Consider the following 25724-nt stretch of genomic DNA (forward strand, 5'->3'; position numbering starts at 1 on the left):
ATGAGATTTTAGATGTGAGATATGAGACGGGTTGCAGGGCTGTTTACAATCTTTACCGATAGCGCTTCTCGCAAGATTCATATTACTTCTACTATCTTTACCGGATGAAATCTCACTTCTCATATCTCACGTCTAAAATCTAAGAACTAAATGAGAGTAATGGCATTTGATTATGGCACCAAGCGCATCGGCATAGCGGTTACCGACCCCCTGCAGATCATCGCGACAGGCCTTGATAATATCCACCCCAACAGTATCATCGAGTTTTTAAAAAAATATCTTCAAACCGAACAGGTAGAGCGTTTTATTGTGGGCGAACCCAAGCAGATGGATAATACCCCTTCACAATCGGCCGTGCACGTAAAGGGCTTCGTAAACTTGTTAAAGAAAACTTTCCCGGAAATACCTATCGAAATGGTTGACGAACGTTTTACCTCAAAAATGGCATCGGCAACTATAGCCCAAAGCGGCATGAACAAAAAGAACCGTCAAAATAAGGAGCTGGTAGATACCATATCGGCCGTGATTTTACTGCAAAGCTGGATGGGGACAAGGTTCTGAACCATGATTTGCTTGATTACAGGATTTTTTGACAGACTGTAATTTATAAAGCTATTTTCCGTTACTATAGCCTTTAATCAACCTTTAAAAACAAGCCTCAAATGAGCTTTACTAAAACTTATACTGTAAAAGAAGAACATATTGATGTTCAAAATATCATGGATGGATTATACTATCCTTTTTATATGGAATGGTGCCGCCATGATTTTATTCGTGAAGTACTTGGCTTTGATTTTGAAGAACAGGCACATTTGGGTGTGAACATGGTACTGTCTGAGTATTCAATAAAATTTGTACGCTCACTAAAAAGCGGCGATGAGTTTACCGTAAGCTGCGATTTGTTCGGTGATGCCAAAGGCCTGCCCCGCTTACATTTTAAACAAACCATTACCTGTCGCGGTAAGGTTATGACCACCGGCGTATTTACCGGCACCTGTATCTCAGCCGGTGGAAGGCCTTATTTGCCGGAGATAATTTTGGAGCAGGTAGCTGGTATGCCGACTCTGGAATGATAAAAATATTGAAGCGTCATTGCGAGGTACGAAGCAATCCCCGAGTAGCAGATTCGCCCTGTATAGTCTGGGATTGCTTCGTACCTCGCAATGACGTTTTTTTTTAGTCTTTAAATCGTTTTTTGTATTTAACATATTGTTAATCAATGCATAAATCTCATTTAAATCCCACTAAAAATAAATTCCGTACATTTGCGTCATGGATATTCTCCCTAATGCCTTATTGGCTTACTTAGATGACCATTGCGACCCGGAGCCGGAAGTGCTTAAAAAGCTCAACCGCGAAACGCATATCAAGGTGTTAAAACCTAACATGTTATCCGGACATTACCAGGGCCGTTTGCTCAGTTTTTTGAGCAAAATGGTACAGCCTAAGCGCATCCTGGAGATAGGTACCTACACAGGCTACTCTGCTATTTGCCTGGCCGAAGGTTTAGCCGAAGACGGCATCCTCCATACCATTGAAGTTAATCGCGAGATGGAGGAAATCATAAATTCACACCTTAAACTAACAGATGTTGAAAATAAAATAAAACTGTATTTTGGGCCTGCAGAGACCATTATTGCTGATTTACAGGAAGATATTTTCGATTTGGTGTTTATAGATGCGGATAAAAAGAATAATTATACTTACTTTCAATTAGTTTTTGACAAAGTCAGATCCGGAGGATTAATAATAATTGACAATGTTTTGTGGAAAGGAAAGGTGTACGGCCCCGAAAAAGATGCCGATACTGAAGGAATCCGCAAACTAAATGACCAGATAGCTGTTGATAGCAGGATAGAAAAGTTGATCCTGCCAGTACGCGACGGGCTGCTGGTTATCAGAAAAAAATAAATTATGAAGAAAATCTTACTGATTACAACACTGTTGATTTCAACATTAGCTGCTTCAGCACAGAAAAATACCTCATTATCGTACATTGATAAATTCAAAGATGATGCCATTCGCATCATGCACGAAACCGGGATCCCGGCAAGCATCGTTTTAGGTGTAGCCATGCACGAATCTGGTTGTGGCAACAGCACCATCGCACAAAACCTTAATAACCAATTTGGAGTAAAAGGTTACAACACTGTAGTTTATACCAAACACAACAAAAAAGTTCGTACTTCATATAAAAAATACGATTCGGTTTTTGATTCATTCCAGGACTTTGCCCGTATCATGACCGAGCGTAAACAGTTCAGCCACCTGGCCGACGCGCTTACCCATTATGATTATAAAGGATGGGCAAAAGGTATTCAGCGTGCCGGTTATGCAGGCAGCCGCAAATGGGCCGCGCAGGTATTAGGTATTATTAATAAATATGACCTTAACGAACTTGACGAAAACCCGGCAACCCAAACGCAACTGGCCGACGCGACAACTAAACAATAATATTTACGTTTATAAATCTTAATTTGGCCCCTATTTATATGCCACTCAATAAGATTTAAGCATAATGCGAAAAATTATATACCTGTTTATTGCTGTAGCCTGCTTTAGTTCGTGCTCTGCCCGTAAAAAAACGTCGACTGTATCAAACCGCGATGCCCGACGGAATAACAACAGCATTCAAAAAGCAAATAAAGATGCCGTTGCTAACTACAAATCATACACTTCTTTAGAATACATTGAACGTTTTAAAGCTATTGCCATACAGGAAATGAACCAGTATGGTATCCCGGCCAGTATTACTCTTGGCCAGGGACTGTTTGAATCGGGTGCCGGCAGCAGCGATCTGGCTAAATATGCTAACAACCACTTCGGTATAAAATGCACCAGCGACTGGACAGGCAAAAGCTATTATAAGGACGACGACAATGTAAACGATTGTTTCCGCGTTTATGATAACCCCGAGGATTCTTTCCGTGACCACTCTAACTTTTTAAAACGTAAAAACTACGCCAAGCTTTTTGAGCTGGATAAGGATGATTATAAAGGTTGGGCATATGGCTTGAAAAAAGCAGGATATGCAACCAATCCTAATTATCCGCAGTTGCTGATCAATATCATTGAAAAATACAACCTGGCCCAATACGATCGCCCTGAAGGTGAAATAGCCAAAATTAAACGGGAAGACCGTGTTTTAACCCAGATCAATAACAACATCAATAAACCCGCACAGGATACCCTATCCAAAACCCCGCCCGACGATAAGATCTACACCGTTAAACAGGGCGATACACTATACAACATTTCTAAACGTTTTGGAATAACTGTCGACGACCTGCGGGCGTTAAACAGTATGAACGACAACAGCATTAAAATTGGCCAGAAGCTTGTTGTAGTTAAATAAAGAAGTGAGATAGCAAGAACCATGAATCAAGAGAAAAGGAGATTAGTATCTCCGAAGTAGTCTTGTATTTTGATTCCTGACATCTTGACTCTCGCAGCCCCCTAAAAGTTAATTGTTGTTAAATTATATGACTACCCGTTGTGCAACACGTATTTTTGCCTCCTCAATGAAATTGTGGACGCTCTTGATATGTTTTGTGCTGCCTGCAGCTAACGTTTTTGCCCAGCAAAAAACCGTTGACGGGGTTGTGTTTGATAAAGACAGCAAGGATCGGATAGCCAAGGTAAATGTACAGAACATCACAACCGGCAAATCCATTTACAACACTTTTAAAGGCGAATTTAAAATTGAGGCGCAGCCCGGCGATGTACTTGTTTTTACAAAATCCGACCATCATCCCGATACCTTAAAAATTCAAGGCGGCGAATCGCTGGCTGTGTATATGAAGCGTACGGCCATACAACTTAAGGAAGTTATTGTACGCGATACTTTGCTTAACCCGCAAAAGCGACTGGCGGCTACCAAGAACGACTATACCAAGATCTTCGGTCCGCTCAATAATAAAGATTTGCTGAGCTTTGGCCCCGGTGGAGCTGGTTTAAGCATTGATGCCATTTATAATGCGCTAAGCCGCAGCGGACGGAATGCCGCCAAGCTTCGTGAAACTATCGAAAAAGATTACCAGCAAAGTGTTATCGACTACCGCTTTAACCGTACCTACGTTGGGGCTATAACTAACCTGAAAGATCAGCAGCTTACCGATTTTATGTTACGTTATCGCCCGGGCTATTACCTGGTAAAAACCGCGAGCGATTATGAGTTTATAGCCTCTATCAAAACCAACCTTAACCGTTTTTTAAAGTATAAAAAACGCCCGTATTCGCTTACCCCTCTTGTTACTCCAGAAGACAGCAAGAAGGATCTGGGTAAGGATTAACTTTGATAAACCTTAATAAAAGGTTCATTTTAATATCCGATAATTCCAATATTTTTGCGTCAAAGTCGTTAACCTGATTAAACCATGGGGCAACAATTTTGTTTATTGTAGGTAAAAAAGAAGATTTTTTGCTTTAATTTGTTTACTATGTTTAAAACACTACCTGGATTTCTATTACTTGCATTATTAGTCACGTGTATTTTGCCAGCCAGGGCACAAACGGATTCCCTGAAAAAAGACACTGTTAAAATAGACACCGCGGTACTCAATAAATACCGGATAAATTCCCGCAAAAACGCTATCCCAACCCGGGTTCGGCCCATACAAATTCAACGCGAAATGGTACCGGTAACCATGCTCGACTACAAAGTAAACTACTGGAAAAAGGCCGTTACATTTGGCCTCAATTTTAGCCAGTCGGCGTTTAGTAACAATTACGCGGCGGGTGGTGTAAGCGCGGTAGCTTTGGGCTCAAACTTTATTTACCATACAGAATATAACAAGGCTCCATTCAGTTATGTATCCGAGCTAAACCTCACCTACGGTGTATCAAAAAACAAAGGCCAGGGCAAGCGTAAAACGCAGGACCGTATTTATTTTGATAACAAAGTAGCTTCTCAATTATCAAAAAGCTGGTACTTTTTCGGTGCGTTAACCTTCGAGTCGCAGTTTGATAAAGGGTTTAATTATGTTGATAATGGCAACGGAACATTTACACCGCAGTATATATCCAATTTCATGTCACCGGGCTACTTAACCGAATCTGTCGGTTTTGAGTATAAGCCAAAAAGTTGGTTCGATTTGCGTTTAGGTACCGGTACCGCAAGACAAACTTTTGTACTTGATCACGCCATTCATAAATTCCAAACAGATAACTATGGTGTGGATACATTAAAAACGGTGAAGAATGATCTGGCATTCCAGATTGTTGCCCTGTTTGATAAGGATATTGCTAAAAACATTCACCTTAATACGCGTTACGCGCTGTTTATCCCCTATGCGCAATCGCCCAAGTTTATCACGCACCGTGTCGATTTGGTATTATCGGCAAAGGTTAACAGGCTCATTAGTGCAACAGTTAACGGAACCTTGCTTTACGATAAACACACCGCCTCCGCAGCCCAGGGCTACGAAGGTATTGGACTGGGGATGCTGTATAGGTTCCCGTAAAGGATTTTGTAAAATATTAATAACATTAACAGGCTTCATATTTATGGAGCCTGTTTTGTTTGCAGAAAGTGCAATTGGGCTATAAGTTAATGTGCCAAGTAATTGAGTTAATATAGTTCAAAATCATACCTTTGTATCCTTATAAAAAAGATTAAAGTTTTTTAATATAATGTTTGAAAATCTTTCGGATAAACTCGACAGGGCGTTCAAGGTCCTGAAGGGTCAGGGAACAATTACAGAAATAAACGTGGCCGAAACCATGAAGGAGATCCGCAAGGCCCTTCTTGACGCCGACGTAAACTATAAAACCGCCAAAGCATTTACAGATGATGTTAGGCAAAAGGCGCTTGGTAATAATGTATTAACATCTATTTCGCCGGGACAGTTGCTTACCAAGCTCATGAACGATGAGCTTACCAGCCTGATGGGTGGTACCACTGCCGATCTGAATTTTCCGGCCACTCCTACTGTTATATTGATTGCAGGTTTGAACGGTGCAGGTAAAACAACTTTTACCGGTAAGCTTGCCAACTACTTAAAAACACAACGCAACAAAAAGCCATTACTGGTTGCTGATGATATTTACCGCCCTGCGGCTATTGATCAGCTGGAAGTATTGGGACAGCAAATAGGCATCCCGGTTTATGCTAACCGCGAATCGAAAGATCCTGTTGCCATTGCCCGCGAAGGTATAGCACAGGCAAAGCAAAACGGCCAAAACGTGGTAATTATAGATACCGCCGGTCGTTTGGCTATTGATGAGGCCATGATGGTGGAGATTGAGCAGGTAAAAGATGCGGTGAAGCCACACGAGATCCTGTTTGTAGTTGACTCCATGACCGGTCAGGATGCGGTGAATACTGCCAAGGTGTTCAATGATCGCCTTGACTTTACGGGTGTTGTATTAACCAAGTTAGATGGTGATACCCGTGGTGGTGCTGCATTATCTATCAAATCGGTTGTTAACAAGCCTATTAAGTTCATTGGTACCGGCGAAAAGATGGAAGCGCTTGACGTTTTCCACCCCGATCGTATGGCATCAAGGATCCTGGGCATGGGCGACGTGGTATCGCTGGTAGAACGCGCACAGCAGCAGTTTGATGAAAAGGAAGCAGCCGAACTACAAAAGAAGATCCGCAAAAATAAGTTCGACTTTAATGACTTTTACGGCCAGATCCAGCAGATCAAGAAAATGGGTAACATGAAAGATCTGATGGGCATGATTCCTGGTGTAGGCAAAATGATGAAGGATGTTGAGGTTGATGATAACGCTTTCAAAGCTATCGAGGCTATTATCCAATCAATGACCCCTTTTGAAAAAGAAAATCCTGAAACAATCAATCAAAGTCGCCGCAACCGTATAGCCAAAGGTTCGGGTACCGATATACAGGAAGTAAACCGCTTAATGAAGCAGTTTGATGATATGAAAAAGGTGATGAAGCAGATGAGTAACCCTGCAGCCATGGCCAACATGATGCGCAGGATGCCGAAGATGTAAAGCAACTTTTATCTGAATTATAAAATGCCCCTTGCGAAACAAGGGGCATTTTTTGTATCGCAAAATATTTTCAAATATGAACGTACGTATGCATTGGTATTGATGGGGTTATATTTATTTTTAATACAATGAAGAAACTGCTATTTGTTGTTGGGTTATTTATTGCTGCTCAAATAAACGCGCAATCTGTTATGGTTGGCAAAAACATTCATACAGATATCCCGGATGTAACTAAACAGCAGATAATTAATGCATTGGATAGCCTTGTATATAAAATAGGGTCCGGTAAGCTAAATATTAATGATGTTGAGCAAGATAAAGGCGGGTTAACGGTATCCATTTTAAAAGACCAGCAAGCGGATATAAATGATACTACAAGTCCAAAACAGTTAATTAATCTGTATCCCGTTGCGCCGGGGCAATATTTTATTTCGGTAGCAATAATGGGCTCAAACGGCACTTCGCCCTTGTTAAAAAAGATCATTAATTTGATAGGAAATGACAGCGGCGGGAAAATAACCTTTGCCTTGCCGCTAAATTATCTCACCCGTTTGTGGAAGACCCGAAAGGTAGGCAACATCATTTATCACTCTCCGGATGAGATCAATATAGACCGGGCTAAGAAATTCGATAAAAAGAACACGCTTATTCCAACCAAATTAGGCCTGCAACCCGAAAGCATGGATTTTTATTTATGTAATAACTACCAGGAGATATTACCATTGTTGGGTTTAGGGTATAGTGCAGAAGCTAACGGAAATACCAGGAATGGCTATGGTGTTGATGCTAATTGCATTTTCTCCGTGATGCACAACGAAGATTTTTCGCATGATTTATTTCACTATTATGCAGCCAAGGTACGTAAGGTTCCAAGAAACACAGCCGCGGAAGAAGGTATTGCATATAGTTGGGGAAATGCATATTACACCGATGAAAAGGGTGAAATGATATTGCAAAAGGACCTGGTGATACAATTAAGATTGTATCTGCAGCAACACCCCAGCGCCGGTTTATATGATATGTTCTCGAAAAATCCGGTGGTGTTTAATTCTATGGCCAAAGTAAGGTCGGTTATTTCCGGTGTTATATGCGATGAAGTGGAACGACAAAGAGGTACGTCAGGAATTATAGCGCTGATCAATTGTGGCAAGGGCGATGATAACTATCTGGCAGCAGTAAACAGCCTGATCAATATCAATAAAACAAATTTTGATACGGCTGTTAAGGCATTGTTAAAGTAGCGCATCACGAAGCAAAAAAGAGGAGGCTTTTTTATTAGCTTTGTTGCAGAACACAACAAACAGCAGGAAGCTTATGCGCAGGATATTTTTAGTTCTTCTATCGTTACCTACCCTATTTACTACGCCAACATTTGCCCAGGCTCCCGGGGCGCCAATTGATGTTAAGCACTATACATTTGAAATAAAACTGAACGATGCCGATAATAATATTGAAGGAAAGGCCACCGTTACAGTAAGGTTTTTGAATGCTGCGGACGGCTTTAACCTTGATTTGGTGAAAAAGAATGCAGCGGGCAAAGGGATGCTGGTATCAGCGGTAACTGAAAACGGAAAGCCGCTAAAATTTACCCAGGAAGATGAACAACTAAAAATAAGTACACGCGCCTATAAAGGCAACACCCGCGACTATACCATAAGCTATAGTGGCGTACCTGCTGATGGACTTATCATATCAACCAATGCCTTTGGTCACCGTACTTTTTTTGGTGACAACTGGCCAAACCGTGCGCATAACTGGCTGCCTTGCGTTGATAATATTGCCGACAAAGCCCCGGTTGATTTTATTGTAACTGCGCCTGATCATTACCAGGTGGTATCAAATGGCCTGCAAACTGAAGAAAAACAGCTCGACGGAAAACTAAAGCTGACCCATTGGGTTGAAACCGTTGCCCTGCCAACCAAAGTAATGGTAATTGGTGTAGCCGAATTTGCTGTTGATCGTCCGGGTGATGTTAATGGCATCCCTGTTTTTACATATGTTTTTCCGGAAAGCAAAGAGGCTGGTTTTAAAAGCTACGCGGTGGCCAAAGACATTCTCCCCTACTTTATAAAAAACGTAGGCCCTTACAGCTATGAGAAATTGGCTAACGTACAATCCAAAACCATTTTTGGCGGCATGGAAAATGCCAGCGCCATATTCTATTTTGAAGAATCGGTTAAAAGTCCTGAAATAGAAGAGCTGATGGCGCATGAAATAGCACATCAATGGTTTGGTGACGGAGCAAGTGAAAAAAGTTTCGGGCATTTATGGTTAAGCGAAGGCTTTGCCACTTATATGACTAACCTGTACCTCGAAAACAAATATGGCCCGGATACACTAAAAGTCCGCTTAATGGCCGACCGTAAAACGGTGCTTAAGTTTGAAAAGTCGAGATTATCGCCGGTTGTGGATACTGCCGTTAAAACCCAATATATGCAACTGCTTAATGCCAACAGCTACCAAAAAGGCGGTTGGGTGCTGCACATGTTGAGGCGAAAACTGGGCGATGATATTTTTTGGAGAGGTATAAGAAACTACTATTCAAAATACCAGGGAGGCAATGCCAATACCGATGATTTGAGGCGTGTGATGGAGCAAGCCAGCGGAAAAGACCTTAAACAGTTTTTTACCCAATGGCTGCGTACTGCAGGGCATCCAAATTTGGTTGTTAGCTGGAAGTTTGATGAAAAGGATAATAATATCACTATCAATGTAACCCAAACCCAGGAAAATGTTTACAACCTGGCGCTGGAGATTTCTGTTGATGGCCAGGTGTTGACAATACCTGTAAAAGAAAAATCTGCTACAGCGCGTTTTCAGCTAAAAGCAAGGCCTGCGGATGTAAAGATCGACCCGAACGTAAACCTGCTGGCAACGTTTGAAGAGAATAAATAACAAGGATCTTCCGGGAAATTAATAATTATTAAGGAACGTTTAATTCCCCTCTTGAGAGGGGGCGTAGAGGAAAGAGCGATGGCAGGGGTGTGTTATTATAAAAGGCGATACGCAAAGACACACCCCCTCCACCCCTCTCAAGAGGGGAATCGCACCGACCTCCGCTCTATCGCTGGGCTGTGAAAATCTATTTAAAGCTACGCGGCGATAACCGTACTAATTACCTTCTCCAAGTCTTCCAGATCGAAAGGCTTGGCTAAATAAGTTTGAGCGCCGGCGTGGTTGGCCAGGATCTGAATATCGCTGTTAGCCGAAAAATAAATAACAGGAATATCTTTAAGGCCTTCTGTTTTTTTGAGGGTTTGTGTGGCGATGATCCCGCCCGAGTCGGGGATCCAGTTATCCATCATGATCACATCAGGTAAAATGCCCGAAACCTTTTCAATGATGTTATTGCAATCGCTAAAGGTATGCACTTCCCATCCCTGTTCTTCTAAAATGTAACTGCAAATAGACAGGATATCCTCGTCGTCATCAAATATGACAATCTTTTTGTGTGAAGTACTCATGAGATAGTTGTACGTGAATTTATAAACATCTTTTCATTAAACCAAATGTTTTAAATTCCTAATTAAATTTAGCGTGTTTAAACGGGTTTTTCTCTCTTTTTGATTCAAATTATCAGAATAAATACCACTTCTTAACCACTACAAAGCCTGATAATTGATTTTGTAACCGATTAATTACGGCGTTTTACTGAAAACAGTAATATTTTTACCTATCCAATTTCATTAACCCTTTATTAATTCCTGTTATACCAATAAACACCTGTAAATTCTGTTTCATGAATACGCAAATCAAATCGATTTTATTGGGCGCTATGCTGCTGGGCACTACCGCGGCAGCAAACGCACAAGCAACAAAGGCAAGCCTATGGCTCACAAAGGCCGATAGGTCGGTGCTTTTTGAACAGCAAAAAGACCCGCTTACCTTTAAAACTGGCGAATCCGACGGCACCACTATTACCGTTGACGATAAGCAGCACTACCAGCCTATAGATGGATTTGGGTTTGCACTAACCGGAGGCAGCGCTATGCACATCATCCGCATGAGCGCTGAGAGTAGGGCCGCCTTATTGAAGAACCTTTTTGCTGTAACCGGGAACGATATTGGCATCAGCTATCTAAGGCTAAGTATCGGTGCGTCGGATCTGAACGAAAAAGTTTTCTCCTACGATGATATGCCCGAAGGTCAAACCGACCCAACGATGAAGCATTTTGATCTTGGTCCGGATAAAACTGATGTGATCCCTGTAATGAAACAGATCCTGGCTATTAATCCTGCTATTAAAATACTGGGTTCTCCATGGTCGCCACCGGCATGGATGAAAACCAATAACGATACCCGTGGCGGCAGGTTAAAACCCGATTGCTACCCGGTTTATGCTAAATATCTGGTTAAATATATCCAGGCTATGAAAGCTAATGGGATTAATATCGATGCGATCACCATTCAGAACGAACCATTGCACCCGGGCAATAACCCAAGTTTGCTGATGGCTGCACCAGATGAAGGCGATTTTATCAAAAACAACCTTGGCCCCGCATTTAAAGCCGCAGGCATTAAAACCAAGATCATTCTATACGATCATAATGCCGACAGGCCCGACTACCCTATCTCGATACTGAATGATCCTGCAACCCGTAAATACGTGGATGGCTCAGGCTTCCACCTGTACGGTGGTGATATTTCGGCCCTTACCGATGTGCATAATGCCCATCCTGACAAAAACATCTATTTCACCGAACAAATGACCGTTGAGCCGGAAAACCAAAGCACAATCAATATAGCATGGCCCGTTAAAAGCCTGATAATTGGCGCTACCCGCAACTGGAGCCGCAATGTACTGGAGTGGAACCTTGCTGCCGATCCGGAATATAAACCATATACAGATCGAGGAGGCTGCCCGATGTGTCAGGGTGCGGTTACTATTGATAAAAATGAGGTTAAGAAAAATGTGGCTTATTATTCAGTTGCCCATGCTTCCAAATTTGTGCGTCCGGGCTCGGTACGTATAGCTTCAAACAGTTCAGAGACGTTGCCTAACGTGGCTTTCAAAACGCCCGACGGCAAAAAAGTGCTGATTGTGGCTAATACCGGCGAAGGTACGCAGGGTTTCAACATCAAATACGAGGGTAAAATATTGGCTGTTAAGCTCGATAAAGGCTCGGTAGGAACATATATCTGGTAGTATAAACAGGTTCAGAAAAATTAAACGCACAACAACATGTTAACATCGTTAATAAAAAATATAAAGTTAAAATCAGGGATTAAAGTCTTGCTGGCCGCGGCTCCTGCCCTATTTGTTTCATTGCAAGGTAATGCGCAAACCGGCTTTTTAAAGGCCGACGGCAAAAAAATAGTTGATGAAAAAGGCCAGAACGTATTGCTGCGCGGTATGGGTTTGGGCGGATGGATGCTACAGGAAGGCTATATGCTGCACATTAATAAAGACAGCCGTCAGTACCGCATCCGTGAACGCCTGGAAGAATTGATGGGCCCCGCCGAAACTAAAGAGTTTTATGATACCTGGCTGGCCAACAATACCCGCAAAATTGATGTGGACTCGATGAAACGCTGGGGTTTTAACTCTATCCGCCTGCCGATGCATTACAACCTGTATACACTTCCTGTTGATAAAGAACCGGTAGCCGGGCAAAACACCTGGCTGGATAAAGGCTTTAAAATGACCGATGATTTGCTGGCCTGGTGTAAAGCAAACCACATGTTCCTGATCCTTGACCTGCATGCTACACCCGGCGGGCAGGGAAACGACCTGAATATCTCCGATCGTGACCCCGATAAACCGTCGCTTTGGGACAGCGAGGCCAATAAGCAAAAAACCATCGCCCTTTGGCGTAAACTGGCCGAGCGCTATAAGAATGAGCCAAACATTGGTGCTTACGATATCATCAACGAGCCAAACTGGGGCTTTGACGATCCGCAGAATGACAAGAATGGTTTGAAGGAAAAAACCAATGGTCCGTTAAGAAAACTGATGGTTGATATTACCGCTGCTATCCGCGAGGTAGATAAAAAACACATCATTATTATTGAAGGCAACGGCTGGGGGAATAACTACAATGGTATTTTACCTCAGTGGGATAAAAACATGGTGCTGAGCTTCCATAAATACTGGAATTTTAATGATCAAAAGTCTGTTGACCACATCGTAAAAGTCCGCGACCAGTATAACGTCCCGGTGTGGTTGGGCGAAACCGGCGAAAACTCCAATACCTGGATAACCGAGGCTATTGGTTTGTTGGAGAAAAACAACATTGGCTGGTCGTTATGGCCGTTAAAAAAATTGGGTAATAATAACCCGATGGAAATTGTTTCAAACCTGAACTACGATGATGTGGCCAAATACCTGAATACCGGCAGGCATAAACCAAAAGAAAGTAACGTGTATAGCGGAACCCTGGAGCTGGCCACTTATGCCAAATTAGAAAACACCATCATTCATCATGATGTGATAGATGCCATTTTCCGCCAGCCTCATACCACGGTTACCAAGCCGTTTAAGGCCAATAAAATAGGTAACGGAACTACCATCAACGCGGTAGATTATGATCTTGGCCGCAATGGTTACGCTTATTTTGATACCGACACTGCCGACTATCATACATCTGGAAAGCCAGGTGTAGGCAACAAAGGGCATGTTTACCGCAACGATGGCGTTGATATCAGCAAGGATTCAACCCAATATAACAGTTACTATGTAGATCATATTGAAACCGGCGAGTGGACACAATACACCGTTCAGGTTAAAACAGCAGGCGTTTATTCCATTAGCCTGAAAGTAGCCGCGGCAACTGATGATAGTAAATTATCGATACTGGTTAACAACACCACCCAGGCAAAAGAAGTGGCTGTACCTAACACCGGCGGATTAAAAAAATGGCAGGTTATTGCCGTTAAAAACATTGTTTTAAAAGCGGGTACAAACAAAATAAAAGTATTGGCCAACAATGGCGGGTATAACCTGCATTACCTGCAGTTTTGGAAGGGCAAATAATATTTAAACGCTAAACAATATTGAACAGCCGGTGCAAAGAATAATGTACCGGCTGTTTGCATTTTTAAGTATCGTTGACCTAATGTAACAACGTTTGAGGAGCTAAAAGCATAATATTATTTTTCTTATAAAAGCTATTGTAATTAACTGTTTTTATAGTTAAATTTATTATACCAATTATCAGTATAATCTAAACAGTAAACAGGGGATTTCGTTATGAAAAAACAAGCTAACATAGTTTGTCAGCCTGATAAGACTGAGACTACACATCCATTATCCGTAAATTGCCAGCCGCCGCATCAAAAAATGTATCGTGATCATACGCATTGCGATCACCAGCACGGCAGGGTTAACAAGTTTCCAATTGGCAGCAGCCGCGGGCCATGCTTTTTTTAAACCCGGTTTAGCCGGGTTATTTTATGTAATAGTACAATTCACTGTAAGACCTAAAGTTTTGCAGGTAAACCGCTAACGTACATAAACCAATCTGGTTTCGCCGGGTATCAACGCCGGTCTCGTCGGCAATGGCATAAGCTTCGTATTGCCCATTGTTGAGCCGCAGATGTGTGCCATAGATTTGTGTATTATTTTCATACAACGCGATATTGTCGGCCAGGATAGCAAAACCTTCGGCCGGGAGTGATCCGTTGAGCGCGGCAATCCGCACTATGGCAAAGTATTTTTTCTGGTTGGCAATATTGGCATGTAGCAAGGTTGTGATCAGGGCCTCCGGCCCATCGGGTCCAAAATATTCCTTGCCTTTCCAGCCATAAGTGTTAACTATGGATGTTATTTTGATATAATTAACCGAATCCGTTTCGCGGAGGTGGAGTTTAAATGATGTTGCCTCTTTGGATGTTTTACCATGCTGATCAACCAGTTGCTGGTATTGCTCAAAATCTTCCTTATAATTTTTAAGCATTTGAGATAGCTCCATCGCTACCGAGGGAATTAGTTTAACCCTGTTTTGATGAATAGCGGCCACAATGGTCTCCCATTGACTATCGCGGTGTAATCTGATAAAAAGCGGATCGGCAGATAGCATCCTTTCATTTTCAAAACCACGGCCGGCTATAAATTCGAGGTATAAAAACGCGCTGTCCCGTTTACCGATATTAGCCCAGCTGGCAGCCGCTTTATACAAATGCGCGGTATCCAACACGCCATAATTGAGTTCACGCACCTTAGCATAAACCGGGGCCGCTTTTTTGTATTGCTTTGCTGCAAATAGGGAGTCGGCTATGTGAAGCGGTTGGGCGAAGTTTTGCTTTTCCTGCGCTCTACTTTTGTAGGAAAATAGTATAACTAAGCATAAACAGAGATATTTCAGATACATGGTATAGGTTTAAATGATAATCATGAAAACGTATTTACCTGGGGAAAAGATATATCTGAGTGTTGGATTTAACATTTGAGGGCAGATATTTAACATTTGCACATATTATAAATAAATTGCATCGTAAAATAACATGAAAGCCATCTTAATAATATGTTTGTGCTTCACTTTCTTTACGACATATGCTCAAAAGGGTGTGAACAATATCGATACGGTGAATTATCTTTTGGATACTGCTAATACGCCGCTAAATGATCGTATGTGGGATATTGGCATCGAATCGAAATACAAATATTATACAATTAAATGCCCTTGTCTTAAATTTAATAATTATCCTACATTTCTATTTGATGTAAAGGAGCAGGGGCGTAAGATAAATAAGGATCAAATAACCAAGATCAAATTTATTAGTCTCGGCTCACTTATTGATCTTGCAAAAACAACTACCGATTTAACTGCACAAACGTTATATATTTTTTACATCGTTGAAAAAACGAAGAGGGAGGGATATATAAGCCATAAAGTAAGGCTGGTAACACCACGCCAGCCAATTGTAATGAATTAAATAAGGATTGCTTGTTGCATACAGGCTATCAAACCGCAGATCTCATAAATACTTATTTAATGAGTCAATACGAACCACTGGCATTTTCTGATTCGAATCGGGTTTGGAATTCGGGATCTTATCCATATCAAAATAATGCGCAGTATCGATTATTGTGGGAGTGAGTCCTCTTTGTATCGAATCCTGAAACCTTTTCTTAGAAAGTAGTTCGGTTTTTATGCTATCACGCCCACTGTCATTTTTCTTGTTAGATGAATGACAAGCACTCAATATAATCGACAATGAAACCAATAACAGGCACATTTCTCTATGTGTTGATGCTTCTTTCATAATTATTCATATTTAAAAGCGTCGGAAGAAAAATTTCTTAGATGCTTTACTCCGCCCGTTTCAGTTCCATCTTATTGCCACCATCAATAAGTGTAACGTGAATTTTGCCATCGGCATCTTTGTTAAACTCCAGCTCGTAAGGCAAATCTTTCATGAAAAAGCGATTGTTTGATTGCGGATAAAGTTCCCGCTTACCCTCGCCGGCGGCCAGGGCATAAAGTTTACCCCCATCTTCGCTTATAGTTAAAGTTCTTGGCGGACCGATATAAAATTTACCGGCGTAGCTTTTTAAAACCTCAGCAGGTACCGATGCAACTTTCTTGATGTTGGAATGGAACAATCCTTTAAAGTTGTAAACCTTAGCCACGCTGTTGATCAGTTCCGGGATAACGTTATCATTATCGCTGTTAACCATTACGACTACGCCATTGCCGCCCTCCATACTTCCATAATAAATGCAGCGGAAGCCCTCGTTTACCCCACTATGGCTGAAATATAAAACACTATCCTTTTTATCTATAAATGCGCCAAAACCCACATCATTCCCAGCATGAACAGATAGCCTGATCTTAGTGGTTTCCTGGTTTAAAACTTTTGCTGATTTACCCTCATAGGCCAGCTGGGTTTCAATAATGTATTTTGCCAGGTCGGTTGGGTTGGTCCATAAGCCTGCCGCAGCTTGCTCCGGGTAAATGTGATAGTTCCCCTTTTTAGGTTTGCCATCAGGGCTGTAGGCAACAGCAAGCAGGTTCTGATCCACATCATAAGGCGGCTGAGCGTATGTACTACCTGTCATGCCGAGCGGTTTTAACACCTCTTTTTTCATATAATCGGCGTAAGGCATATGGGTTATGTCCATCACAATCATTTGTGTGATGGTAGTGCCGCCGCCCGAATACTCATAGCGCAACCCTGGCTCAAACATAGATTTAACGGCAGGTGAATTGGCCGGGTTTTCACCATTAAGCACTTGAACAATGGTAGGCAATGGAACTCCCGGTTCATATCCGCCAAAGCCGTGCACCGTTAAACCGGCGCTATGGCTTAACAGGTTTGCTATGGTGATCTTTTTGCCTTTGGATACGCTATCGTAAGGAAACTTCCAGCTTTTAAGATAAACATTGATATCTGTATTAAGATCGAGTTTTTTATCCTGCACCAGCTTAAGCACCCCAACCGAGTTAAGGGATTTGCTGATAGATGCCGCCTGGAAAAGCGTTTTTGCGGTCACCGGAATTTTGGCGCTATCGTTTGCCATACCATAACCTTTGGCCCAGGCAATTTTATAGTTTTGAATAATGGCTATACTTAGTCCCGGAATTTTATAGTAAGCCATCCGGTTTAACAGATTACCTGGCTGTTCGCCTTCAATCTGGATATTGCCAACCAAGCCGTTCTCTACTTGCTTGATTTTATCCTGAGTATTGTTTTGCGCGAGAACAGACAGCTGTATAAATAACAGCAGGGGGAGGATTAATGATTTGCTTAAGATTTTCATAGGTTGGGTTTTAAAACCGTGTTTGCACCGGCTGATGTATGCTAAATTAGAATTTAGCATACATAAAAACAACAGAATCAGAATTTAATTTTGAAAATATTATTTAAAAGAAATTAAATTCTGAAGAAATAATGCTGCACAGGCTGTTTTACTTTCCCTGGCGCAAGTATGAAGGGTTGGATATAGCGATGGCTACTTGTGCCTATTTATTCGGCTAGCAGCGGATCAACTAATATAATGTCTAACAGGCCGGGTAAGTCATAATAATTCCGGGCGCTGCTATATAGATAATCTTCAGGGTTCTCTACAAAGCCGGCTTCAACCGGGTTGTTATGAATGTAGTCTAATTTTTGATGTAATACGTTATGATTGAATAACATAATAGGATGATTGTCCTGCTGCCACAATTGAAATCTTTCATTATTGCTATTTTTTGTTCCGGCGCGCTTCATCATCCACCGCATCCATTCCTTCCTGCTTTCAAAGGGGTTATTTTCGATTGCCTGTCTAAGTGCGGCTGCAGAATGCCTTTTTATATCCCGCAAAATGTCTTCCATTTTGTCGCCATTACTTCCAATAATCATGTGAACGTGACTGGTCATGATACACCATCCATATATTTCGAGCCCTTTATGTTTCTGGCAATGTTTCCAGCTTTCAAGCAATATCTGTTTGTATTCGTTTCTTATGAAAAGGTCTATCCAGTATACAACAGAAAAGCTTACAAAGTATAATTTGTCCTGATCGTGAAATTTATATTTGTTACTCATAGCGTTCTATTTGGCACAAGTAGCCTTTACACACATGGCTCGCCCATCATACTTGCGCCAGGGAACAAATATTAAAAGCCCCATAAGTACGATTGGTTTTTACCCGGCCCAGCCTTCTCTATCCAAACTCCTGAAATGTATGGCCTCTGCCAAATGTTCCAATTTGATCTCCTCGCTTCCCGCAAGGTCGGCGATAGTGCGGGACACTTTGAGGATGCGGTCGTAAGCCCGGGCCGAGAGGCCGAGCTTTTCCATTGCCTTTTTAAGCAACATTTGACCGGCGGCATCAATTTTGCAAAGGTCGCGAACCATTTGGGAGCTCATTTGCGCGTTGGCGTGCAGGTCGGGCCGGTTTCCGAAGCGCTCTACCTGGATTTCCCTTGCCCGGATCACCCGTTCACGGATGAGTTCGCTTTTTTCGGCCGCCCTGTCAGATGATAGTTCGCTGAAATTAACGGGCGTTACCTCCACGTGCAGGTCAATCCTGTCCAGCAGCGGGCCCGAGATTTTGCTCAGGTATTTTTGTACCATACCGGGAGGGCAGATACATTCTTTTTCGGGGTGATTATAATAACCGCACGGGCACGGGTTCATACTGGCTACCAGCATAAAGCTGCTGGGGTAATCAACCGTAAACTTAGCGCGCGATATGGTGACGCGACGCTCTTCCAATGGCTGACGCATAACTTCCAGCGCGCTGCGTTTAAATTCAGGCAATTCATCCAAAAATAAAACACCGTTGTGTGCCAGCGAAATCTCGCCGGGGGCAGGGTTGCTTCCCCCTCCTACCAAAGCCACATCGCTGATGGTATGGTGAGGGCTTCTGAACGGGCGGATAGTCACCAGCGCGTCTGCGGCGGCAAGTTTACCTGCTACCGAATGGATCTTGGTGGTTTCTAATGATTCATATAAACTTAAAGGTGGCAAAATAGATGGCAGTCTGCGCGCCAGCATGGTTTTGCCAGCCCCCGGCGGACCGATCAGGATCACATTATGACCTCCTGCCGCGGCTATTTCCAGTGCACGCTTGATATTTTCCTGACCTTTTACTTCGCTGAAATCGCTGTCGTAATTACAGAGGCTGTCGTAAAATTCTTCTCGTGTGTTTACTATTTCGGGTTTTAGTTGAGATGTGCCGTTAAAAAATTCAACAACATCTTTAATGCTTTCAACGCCGTAAACCTCAAGATCATTTACAATGGCTGCTTCACGGGCGTTTTGTTTAGGGAGGATAAAGCCTTTAAAGCCATCTTTACGGGCTTGTATGGCTATAGGTAAAGCACCTTTTATCGGCTGCAGGCTTCCATCAAGCGAAAGCTCGCCCATGATGATGAATTTATCAAGGGTTTCAATATCTATTTGGTTTGAAGCCGCCATGATGGCAACGGCAATAGTAAGATCATATGCCGAACCTTCTTTGCGGATATCTGCCGGGGCCATATTAACTACAATACGCTGGCGAGGCATTCGAAAGCCATTGGTTTGTAAAGCGGTCTCTACACGCTGCATAGACTCGCGCACTGCATTATCAGGTAACCCAACAACAAAATAAGCTAATTTGCCGCCACTGATATTCACTTCAACTGTTATGGTAATAGCTTGTATTCCATAAACCGCGCTTCCAAAGGTTTTAACCAACACTGTGATAAAAGTTTATTTAAAGCGAAAGATATAGAATTTTGATGAGGTGATAAAGCAGCGCCGGTATAAAATCCGGGAAATCGCTTTCAAAACGAATCGCTGATACGTGGCTCCGATCGCGCCAGTTTGCCATGGTTTTTGACTATAAACAAGGAGCTCCTAAGGGAGCAGTATTAATACACCAGAGGGGTAACGTGTTTATAGCAAATCTCAAGTTAATTTTAAGGCTCCGTTAGGTGGCTCGTAGTTTAAAGCGATTTCCTCGGGTATAAAACAAAAAACCCGCCGGTGCCGGCGGGTTTTATTATAATCATATAATTCAATCCTATCTTAAAAATGCGCCTGCTTCACAAACAATCAATAGCATGGTGCAGGAAACTATTACGCAAACCATCAGCATTATTGACCATGTATTAGGGTTGTGTTTGCTGATGCGGGCAAACGCGGTATTAATTTTTTTGAAAAAACGGCTGTTCAACAACACAAAATAGTTAAGTATAAACGCACCTGTCGCCCCCATTAATATCATTAGGCCAGATAGCGGGCTTAACTGAAACCAACCGGCGTTTAAAAATAATTGCGCCACGCTTACTAAAATGGCCAGCAAAATGATCATTAAAAAACTCGCCCCAAAAAGCGCGTTGGCTTTTGGCAATCCGCCGTGACCAAAGTTTTTAACATTCCACCTGTAAAACGTTACATAAATGGATTTGTAGGTTTCTGCTGCTTTCATAATGTTATGGTTTTAGGTAATTAATTCGGTGCAAAATAATATTACTTGCACAATATTGGTTTAAAAACGGAATCGGCAAAATTTTATTGCGATTGTGTTTGATTTTTATCGTTTTTGTATTCATTTATTTGGTTTGATGCTTATATCGCAAAAAAATATCGTACCGAAGGGAATAGTCTTATTTTTTGCCGTATTGATGAAAAAAGAGAAATTTTTGGTAAAACAAATGTTACAAATCCCGGATTACGACGTCAAAAGGCTGTTTTGAACGCAGACAACGCAATATTTGCGTTAATTTGCTGTTATAAGGGCATCTTTATAGCATATAATGCAGCCGTGTAGGGTTGTAGTGTAGTGGATAAGTAGAGGAATGGTTTTTTATGCTTTAAACCTTTACAGTTGATATTTGCAGGACGCGCGTTTATCAACAAAATAATTAACCAGAGCACTAACATCTAAACCCTATACTACCTCATGAATTAAGTTTCCTAACAGTACCACGGCCCTACATCTCTACCTATAAATTAATCTAACCTTATAACATCTGCACCTAAACCTGGATGAAAACAATTTTTCTTTCACTGATCCTGCTATGCCTGTTTTCGGCGTCTTTTGCCCAAAACCGGGCTGCTATTAAAGGCAAAGTCACCGACTCACTAAATAAGCAACCTCTTGAATTAAGTACCGTCGCGATGGTTGATCTGAAGGATACCTCGCTTATTGCTTATACCCTCAGTAAAAAAAATGGCGACTTTGAACTGCAGCGCCTGCCTGTTGATAAAGAAGTGCGCCTGGTTATTTCGTTTGCCGGATATAAAAGTTATATCCGCCGGTTTAATTTTAAAAAAGGCGATATCGTTGATTTAGGCACCGTTGCGCTCAACAGCAAAATGCTGAGCGAGGTTGTGGTACGTGCCGAGCGGGTGCCTATTAAAGTAAAAAAGGACACCATTGAGTTTGATGCCGCCGCTTTTAAAACCCGGCCCAATGCCGCTGTGGAAGAACTTTTGAAAAAACTTCCCGGTGTACAGGTTGATGGCGACGGAACAATTACCGTTAATGGCAAACAGGTCAGCAAACTTTTAATAGATGGCAAGCAGTTTTTTGGCTCCGATCCCAAAATCGCTACCAAAAACCTTGATGCGGCAATCGTAGCCCAGGTACAGGTTTATGATGACCGCGAAAACGATCCTGATCATTTGGTGAGCGAAACCCAGGTACAAAAGATTATCAACATCAAACTTAAAAAGGCCATTAAAAAGAGCATTTTCGGTAAGGTGTTCGGCGGCGCTGGTTCGCGCGACAGGTATGAAGCCGGAGGGTTGTTCAATATGTTCCGTGATACTTTGCAGGTGAGTTTTATTGGCTTAAGTAATAACCTTAATCATACGGGTTTTTCGCGCGAGGAGCTTAACCAGCAAGGTGGGTTTGACCGCAGTGGCGGCAACACCTCATTTAACGGTGGCCGTAACTGGGGTGGTGGTATTGAGAAGATCACCTCTGGAGGCTTTAACCTTAACCAGAACTATGGCGAAAAACTAAAACTTAACCTGCAATATTTTTATACACAGCGGAACAACACAATTGAATCAGCCAATTTTCAGCAGCAGTTTCTGAAAGATACTACCCTGTTAACACGAGCCTCAAGCAACAGGTATGCAAACAATCATACACACACTATTAGCGGGCTTGTGGAGTGGAAGCCGGATACTGTCCGAAACCTGCGCTATAATCCATCGTTAAGCTATAATTCTAATAACAGCGGCTCCTCGGCGTTGGGCAATACTTCAAATAATTTTGATATGCCGGTAAACAAGTCGGTATCAAATTCCCTGGGCGATTGGCATTCAACGCAGTTTAATCAAAGCTTTTACTTTCATAAGCGATCTAAAAACAAAAGCAAGGAATCGTTTACCATATCACATAACCTGAGTATTAACCCTAACCACAGCAACAATTTCAACAATAATGATGTGGTTAACTACCAGCGGCCCGACTTGTCAGATAGTTTGCACAGGCTGTCTGTCCGTACATCAAATAATGTTTCGGGCAATCTGGATTTTAGTTACCGCTACCCGGTAACAAAAAACCTTATTGTTGATGTAACCACATCGGGCATATACAACAAAACCAGTGACCAGGTTTTTACCTATGATCGTAAAACGGGCCTCGATTCGCTGATCAGCAATCAAAGTTCTGACCTTAAGCGTGATCAGTGGACGGAGAACATTAAGCCGGGTATTACTTATCAGCTTAATAAAAAAACACAGATCATCGCAGGGCTTAATACCCAATGGCAGCAAATCAACAATAACTTTGTAACCAGCAGGCTTATGCAAAATTATTTTTTCCTGCTGCCAACTATCCGTATCGAGGCTTATGGGATATCCTTTAGCTATGAGCGCCGGGTTAACCAGCCGGGGATATCAAATTTGCAGCCTATTACTATAGTTTACAGTCCGCTGTATAGCTATACGGGTAATCCTAACCTTGTGCCCAGCATAAACAACAACTATTACATTAACTTTTTTAAATACTTTAATGACAGCCAATTGGGGATTTACTCATACGGCAACATCTCTTCGCAAAAAAACATGGCGGTTACGCAGCAAGCCATTAGCTCAGATGGCGCGCAAACCAATACAACGGTTAACCGCGATGGCCGGCCAAGCTATAATTTTTCGGTTGGGGTGTTTAAACGGTTTAAAAAGGTTAAAGAGTGGCAGGTTAACACATCAACCAATTTTTATGGTAACTATTACCAAAGCCTTAACCTGCTTAATAATGTTGAAGGTTGGCAAAACACGGTTTCGTATGGGGTACATGAAAACATTGGCGTAAACTGGAAAGATGTAATTGACCTGAATACCGGCGTGGGCTTTAATCAATCAAATACCAAATACCATTATGATGATTTCAGGAGCGTAAGAGTGGGTACCTATAACATAAGCAATAGCCTGGTGGTGAGGTTCCCTAAAAAGATAATCTGGGAAACCAAGCAGGATTTTAATTACAATGGCCAGGTTGCGGCAGGCTTTAAAAAAGGCGTTAACGTAGTGAGCTCATCACTGGCCCTGCAAATGCTTAAAAAAGACAGGGGCGAGTTGAAGTTTTCTGTTTATGATATCTTTAATCAAAACGTAAGTGTGTACCGTTACATCAACAGCAACTCGGTTAACGACGTGCAAAACAATACATTGAAACGCTATTTTATGGTTACTTACAGCATTAAGTTTAATAAGCTGAGCACAAAGTAGACTGATATTAAAGTAAAAAGCAAGGAGGCTGTATCAAAGTTAAAAGATGCAGCCTCTTTACTTTTTAAGAGGCTGTTGTAACTATCTTGATTAAGGGGTAGTCTTACTTACAACCAAAATGCCCATCATAATGAAAACCAGGACCTATCTTTTTTTAGCTGCTACTATGGCGCTATCATTCGGCCTATTGGGCCGTGTAAATGCTCAGGACATGCCCGGTAAACGTGACTCTATCAATTCGGTTGTATTGAATGAGAAACGTGTGATACAGGTAATACTGCCCGATGGTTATAAAGCAGGCTCAACAACTAAATACAATGTGTTGTATATCCTTGACGATTGGAATATAAAATTGGGGCGCGATATACAGCACTTTATTTTTGACGAGCACACGATGCCGCCAATGATAATTGTAGGCGTGTTAAATACCGACCGGGACAAAGATTTTTTGCCAACGCATAACAGTGGCAATAAAACATCGGGCGGAGCCGATAAATTTCTGAAGTTTTTTAAGGATGAGCTGATCCCTTATATCAATAAGACCTATCCATCTGATGGTGATAACACACTTTTCGGCCACTCCTTTGGTGGTGTGTTTGTTACTTACGCCTTGTTGAACGAGCCGCAGCTTTTTAATAATTACGTTGCCGGCGACCCGAGTTATTGGTGGGATAACGGTGTTATGCTTAAGCAGGTTAAAGAGAAATTGCCGTCACTTGCCGGCTTGCAAAAGTCGCTTTACATAGGTGGCCGCGAGGGGCAGGGTATGAAAGAAATGAGGATTACCCCGATGGATAGCCTCTTAAAAAAAGACGCGCCGGCCGGGTTTGAATGGGTGGTTAAAGCGTACCCTAAAGAATCGCATGGTACGGTACGATTGAAAAACTTTTATGATGGCCTGAGGTTTGCCTATAATGATTATGGAGGCAAGCCATTGGAGTTTCACCCGTCCCGGGGGATTGTGCTAAAAAATAAGCCGATAAAGATCTGGTACTTTGATGATACAACTAAGGTGCATTATACTTTTGATGGTTCGCTGCCGTTAATGACATCGCCATTTGTAAAACCCGAGATTGAATTAGCCGGTCCTGCAACGGTTACCATGCGGCAGATTGCCGGTCGGCCTAAATTTGATAAAACCTCCAGCGGAGAATTTAAAGGAGGGGCTTATCTGCCCGCATCATCACTCAGGAAAAACTATAAACCCGGCGGTTTTCATTATGCTTACTACGAAGGCCAATGGGATAAACTGCCCGACTTTAAGGCAATAAAACCGGTTAAAGAAGGTACCGAAGATAGCCTCTTCAATATTAATAAACTTCCGCGTCAAAACAATTTTGGCTTAGTTATAGACGGGCTATTCAAAGTTGAACAGGATGGCTATTATATTTTTGGATTAGGATCGGACGATGGTTGTAAAGTGTATCTGAATGATAAGGTCATCATTGATCTGGATGGCTTGCACGATGGTGATATTGAGCGCTCATACATCGTTCCGTTGAAAAAAGGGTTTTATCCATTGCGGATAGAATATTTTCAAAAAGAAGGTGGCAGGAAGCTTGATTTTGTATATGTAACCCCGGATAACATCGCTAAAAAGAAGATTACACCTATTCCGTACACGTTGCGATATGGAAGATAAACGCGGTTGGATTTAAAAC

General features: G+C 42.1%; 22 protein-coding genes. 15 read left to right on the forward strand and 7 right to left on the reverse strand.

Annotated elements, in window-relative coordinates:
- Nucleotides 1-150 precede the first annotated feature (150 nt).
- From ruvX to DEO27_RS25545, 10 genes are all read left to right on the forward strand, one after another.
- Nucleotides 151-561: a Holliday junction resolvase RuvX gene (gene ruvX / locus DEO27_RS25500; RefSeq protein WP_112574190.1), complete on the forward strand. Its 411-nt coding sequence runs from the start codon at nucleotides 151-153 to the stop codon at nucleotides 559-561.
- Nucleotides 562-662: 101 nt separating this feature from the next.
- Entirely contained in the window at nucleotides 663-1073 is a 411-nt protein-coding gene (locus DEO27_RS25505; protein ID WP_112574191.1) for an acyl-CoA thioesterase, read from the forward strand.
- A 199-nt stretch (nucleotides 1074-1272) separates the two neighbouring features.
- The gene (locus DEO27_RS25510; RefSeq protein ID WP_112574192.1) at nucleotides 1273-1911 is read left to right on the forward strand and encodes an O-methyltransferase; all 639 of its coding nucleotides are present in this window, start codon (nucleotides 1273-1275) and stop codon (nucleotides 1909-1911) included.
- Between the two features lie 3 nt (nucleotides 1912-1914).
- The gene (locus DEO27_RS25515) at nucleotides 1915-2454 is read left to right on the forward strand and encodes a glycoside hydrolase family 73 protein (RefSeq protein WP_112574193.1); all 540 of its coding nucleotides are present in this window, start codon (nucleotides 1915-1917) and stop codon (nucleotides 2452-2454) included.
- Between the two features lie 64 nt (nucleotides 2455-2518).
- Nucleotides 2519-3355 (forward strand): glucosaminidase domain-containing protein, encoded by an 837-nt coding sequence (locus tag DEO27_RS25520; RefSeq protein WP_112574194.1) that lies wholly within the window; start codon nucleotides 2519-2521, stop codon nucleotides 3353-3355.
- A 166-nt stretch (nucleotides 3356-3521) separates the two neighbouring features.
- A complete protein-coding gene (locus tag DEO27_RS25525) occupies nucleotides 3522-4292 on the forward strand; it encodes a hypothetical protein (protein WP_112574195.1) in 771 nt (256 codons plus the stop codon).
- Between the two features lie 147 nt (nucleotides 4293-4439).
- Nucleotides 4440-5462, forward strand: a complete 1023-nt coding sequence (locus DEO27_RS25530) for a DUF3078 domain-containing protein (RefSeq protein ID WP_223818052.1) — start codon at nucleotides 4440-4442, stop codon at nucleotides 5460-5462.
- Between the two features lie 169 nt (nucleotides 5463-5631).
- A complete protein-coding gene (gene ffh, locus DEO27_RS25535) occupies nucleotides 5632-6960 on the forward strand; it encodes a signal recognition particle protein (RefSeq protein WP_112574196.1) in 1329 nt (442 codons plus the stop codon).
- Between the two features lie 128 nt (nucleotides 6961-7088).
- Complete coding sequence (locus DEO27_RS25540) at nucleotides 7089-8201, forward strand: hypothetical protein (RefSeq protein WP_112574197.1); 1113 nt, start codon at nucleotides 7089-7091, stop codon at nucleotides 8199-8201.
- 73 nt (nucleotides 8202-8274) lie between these two features.
- Entirely contained in the window at nucleotides 8275-9855 is a 1581-nt protein-coding gene (locus tag DEO27_RS25545) for a M1 family metallopeptidase (protein WP_112574198.1), read from the forward strand.
- A 197-nt stretch (nucleotides 9856-10052) separates the two neighbouring features.
- Here DEO27_RS25545 and DEO27_RS25550 read toward each other — a convergent pair whose 3' ends face one another.
- Nucleotides 10053-10424: a response regulator gene (locus tag DEO27_RS25550; RefSeq protein ID WP_112574199.1), complete on the reverse strand. Its 372-nt coding sequence runs from the start codon at nucleotides 10422-10424 to the stop codon at nucleotides 10053-10055.
- Nucleotides 10425-10699: 275 nt separating this feature from the next.
- Here DEO27_RS25550 and DEO27_RS25555 point away from each other — a divergent pair, with 275 nt between their 5' ends.
- Together DEO27_RS25555 and DEO27_RS25560 are read left to right on the forward strand one after the other, a co-directional pair.
- A complete protein-coding gene (locus DEO27_RS25555) occupies nucleotides 10700-12106 on the forward strand; it encodes a glycoside hydrolase family 30 protein (protein WP_112574200.1) in 1407 nt (468 codons plus the stop codon).
- Between the two features lie 36 nt (nucleotides 12107-12142).
- The gene (locus DEO27_RS25560) at nucleotides 12143-13933 is read left to right on the forward strand and encodes a cellulase family glycosylhydrolase (RefSeq protein ID WP_112574201.1); all 1791 of its coding nucleotides are present in this window, start codon (nucleotides 12143-12145) and stop codon (nucleotides 13931-13933) included.
- A 412-nt stretch (nucleotides 13934-14345) separates the two neighbouring features.
- Here the strand turns inward: DEO27_RS25560 and DEO27_RS25565 are convergent, their stop codons facing one another.
- Nucleotides 14346-15269 (reverse strand): DUF6624 domain-containing protein, encoded by a 924-nt coding sequence (locus tag DEO27_RS25565; RefSeq protein ID WP_112574202.1) that lies wholly within the window; start codon nucleotides 15267-15269, stop codon nucleotides 14346-14348.
- Nucleotides 15270-15402: 133 nt separating this feature from the next.
- Here DEO27_RS25565 and DEO27_RS25570 point away from each other — a divergent pair, with 133 nt between their 5' ends.
- Nucleotides 15403-15834 carry a hypothetical protein gene (locus DEO27_RS25570; protein WP_112574203.1) on the forward strand — a complete coding sequence of 144 codons (432 nt, stop codon included), beginning with the start codon at nucleotides 15403-15405 and terminating at the stop codon, nucleotides 15832-15834.
- Between the two features lie 42 nt (nucleotides 15835-15876).
- Here the strand turns inward: DEO27_RS25570 and DEO27_RS25575 are convergent, their stop codons facing one another.
- The 5 genes from DEO27_RS25575 to DEO27_RS25595 all read right to left on the reverse strand — a co-directional run bounded on the left by DEO27_RS25575 (nucleotide 15877) and on the right by DEO27_RS25595 (nucleotide 20806).
- Nucleotides 15877-16164 (reverse strand): hypothetical protein, encoded by a 288-nt coding sequence (locus tag DEO27_RS25575; protein ID WP_112574204.1) that lies wholly within the window; start codon nucleotides 16162-16164, stop codon nucleotides 15877-15879.
- A 46-nt stretch (nucleotides 16165-16210) separates the two neighbouring features.
- Nucleotides 16211-17662 carry a serine hydrolase gene (locus DEO27_RS25580; protein WP_190295235.1) on the reverse strand — a complete coding sequence of 484 codons (1452 nt, stop codon included), beginning with the start codon at nucleotides 17660-17662 and terminating at the stop codon, nucleotides 16211-16213.
- A 206-nt stretch (nucleotides 17663-17868) separates the two neighbouring features.
- Entirely contained in the window at nucleotides 17869-18432 is a 564-nt protein-coding gene (locus DEO27_RS25585) for an REP-associated tyrosine transposase (RefSeq protein ID WP_112574206.1), read from the reverse strand.
- A 99-nt stretch (nucleotides 18433-18531) separates the two neighbouring features.
- Entirely contained in the window at nucleotides 18532-20073 is a 1542-nt protein-coding gene (locus DEO27_RS25590; protein WP_112574207.1) for a YifB family Mg chelatase-like AAA ATPase, read from the reverse strand.
- A 325-nt stretch (nucleotides 20074-20398) separates the two neighbouring features.
- A complete protein-coding gene (locus tag DEO27_RS25595; protein ID WP_112574208.1) occupies nucleotides 20399-20806 on the reverse strand; it encodes a hypothetical protein in 408 nt (135 codons plus the stop codon).
- Nucleotides 20807-21366: 560 nt separating this feature from the next.
- Between DEO27_RS25595 and DEO27_RS25600 the strand changes: the two genes are divergently transcribed.
- Together DEO27_RS25600 and DEO27_RS25605 are read left to right on the forward strand one after the other, a co-directional pair.
- Nucleotides 21367-24063 carry an outer membrane beta-barrel protein gene (locus tag DEO27_RS25600; RefSeq protein ID WP_112574209.1) on the forward strand — a complete coding sequence of 899 codons (2697 nt, stop codon included), beginning with the start codon at nucleotides 21367-21369 and terminating at the stop codon, nucleotides 24061-24063.
- A 130-nt stretch (nucleotides 24064-24193) separates the two neighbouring features.
- Nucleotides 24194-25705 (forward strand): alpha/beta hydrolase-fold protein, encoded by a 1512-nt coding sequence (locus tag DEO27_RS25605; protein WP_190295236.1) that lies wholly within the window; start codon nucleotides 24194-24196, stop codon nucleotides 25703-25705.
- The last annotated feature ends 19 nt before the right edge of the window (nucleotides 25706-25724 follow it).

The organism is Mucilaginibacter rubeus (assembly GCF_003286415.2).
GTDB lineage: Bacteria > Bacteroidota > Bacteroidia > Sphingobacteriales > Sphingobacteriaceae > Mucilaginibacter > Mucilaginibacter rubeus_A.

Coding starts and splice junctions, on each gene's coding strand:
- ffh (WP_112574196.1), top strand. CDS start 5,632: ATGTTTGAAAATCTTTCGGATAAACTCGACAGGGCGTTCAAGGTCCTG.
- DEO27_RS25565 (WP_112574202.1), bottom strand. CDS start 15,269: ATGTATCTGAAATATCTCTGTTTATGCTTAGTTATACTATTTTCCTAC.
- DEO27_RS25570 (WP_112574203.1), top strand. CDS start 15,403: ATGAAAGCCATCTTAATAATATGTTTGTGCTTCACTTTCTTTACGACA.
- DEO27_RS25585 (WP_112574206.1), bottom strand. CDS start 18,432: ATGAGTAACAAATATAAATTTCACGATCAGGACAAATTATACTTTGTA.
- DEO27_RS25605 (WP_190295236.1), top strand. CDS start 24,194: ATGAAAACCAGGACCTATCTTTTTTTAGCTGCTACTATGGCGCTATCA.
- DEO27_RS25595 (WP_112574208.1), bottom strand. CDS start 20,806: ATGAAAGCAGCAGAAACCTACAAATCCATTTATGTAACGTTTTACAGG.
- DEO27_RS25530 (WP_223818052.1), top strand. CDS start 4,440: ATGTTTAAAACACTACCTGGATTTCTATTACTTGCATTATTAGTCACG.
- DEO27_RS25520 (WP_112574194.1), top strand. CDS start 2,519: ATGCGAAAAATTATATACCTGTTTATTGCTGTAGCCTGCTTTAGTTCG.
- DEO27_RS25555 (WP_112574200.1), top strand. CDS start 10,700: ATGAATACGCAAATCAAATCGATTTTATTGGGCGCTATGCTGCTGGGC.
- DEO27_RS25545 (WP_112574198.1), top strand. CDS start 8,275: ATGCGCAGGATATTTTTAGTTCTTCTATCGTTACCTACCCTATTTACT.
- DEO27_RS25600 (WP_112574209.1), top strand. CDS start 21,367: ATGAAAACAATTTTTCTTTCACTGATCCTGCTATGCCTGTTTTCGGCG.
- DEO27_RS25550 (WP_112574199.1), bottom strand. CDS start 10,424: ATGAGTACTTCACACAAAAAGATTGTCATATTTGATGACGACGAGGAT.
- DEO27_RS25540 (WP_112574197.1), top strand. CDS start 7,089: ATGAAGAAACTGCTATTTGTTGTTGGGTTATTTATTGCTGCTCAAATA.
- DEO27_RS25515 (WP_112574193.1), top strand. CDS start 1,915: ATGAAGAAAATCTTACTGATTACAACACTGTTGATTTCAACATTAGCT.
- DEO27_RS25525 (WP_112574195.1), top strand. CDS start 3,522: ATGAAATTGTGGACGCTCTTGATATGTTTTGTGCTGCCTGCAGCTAAC.
- DEO27_RS25560 (WP_112574201.1), top strand. CDS start 12,143: ATGTTAACATCGTTAATAAAAAATATAAAGTTAAAATCAGGGATTAAA.
- DEO27_RS25505 (WP_112574191.1), top strand. CDS start 663: ATGAGCTTTACTAAAACTTATACTGTAAAAGAAGAACATATTGATGTT.
- ruvX (WP_112574190.1), top strand. CDS start 151: ATGAGAGTAATGGCATTTGATTATGGCACCAAGCGCATCGGCATAGCG.
- DEO27_RS25580 (WP_190295235.1), bottom strand. CDS start 17,662: ATGAAAATCTTAAGCAAATCATTAATCCTCCCCCTGCTGTTATTTATA.
- DEO27_RS25510 (WP_112574192.1), top strand. CDS start 1,273: ATGGATATTCTCCCTAATGCCTTATTGGCTTACTTAGATGACCATTGC.
- DEO27_RS25575 (WP_112574204.1), bottom strand. CDS start 16,164: ATGAAAGAAGCATCAACACATAGAGAAATGTGCCTGTTATTGGTTTCA.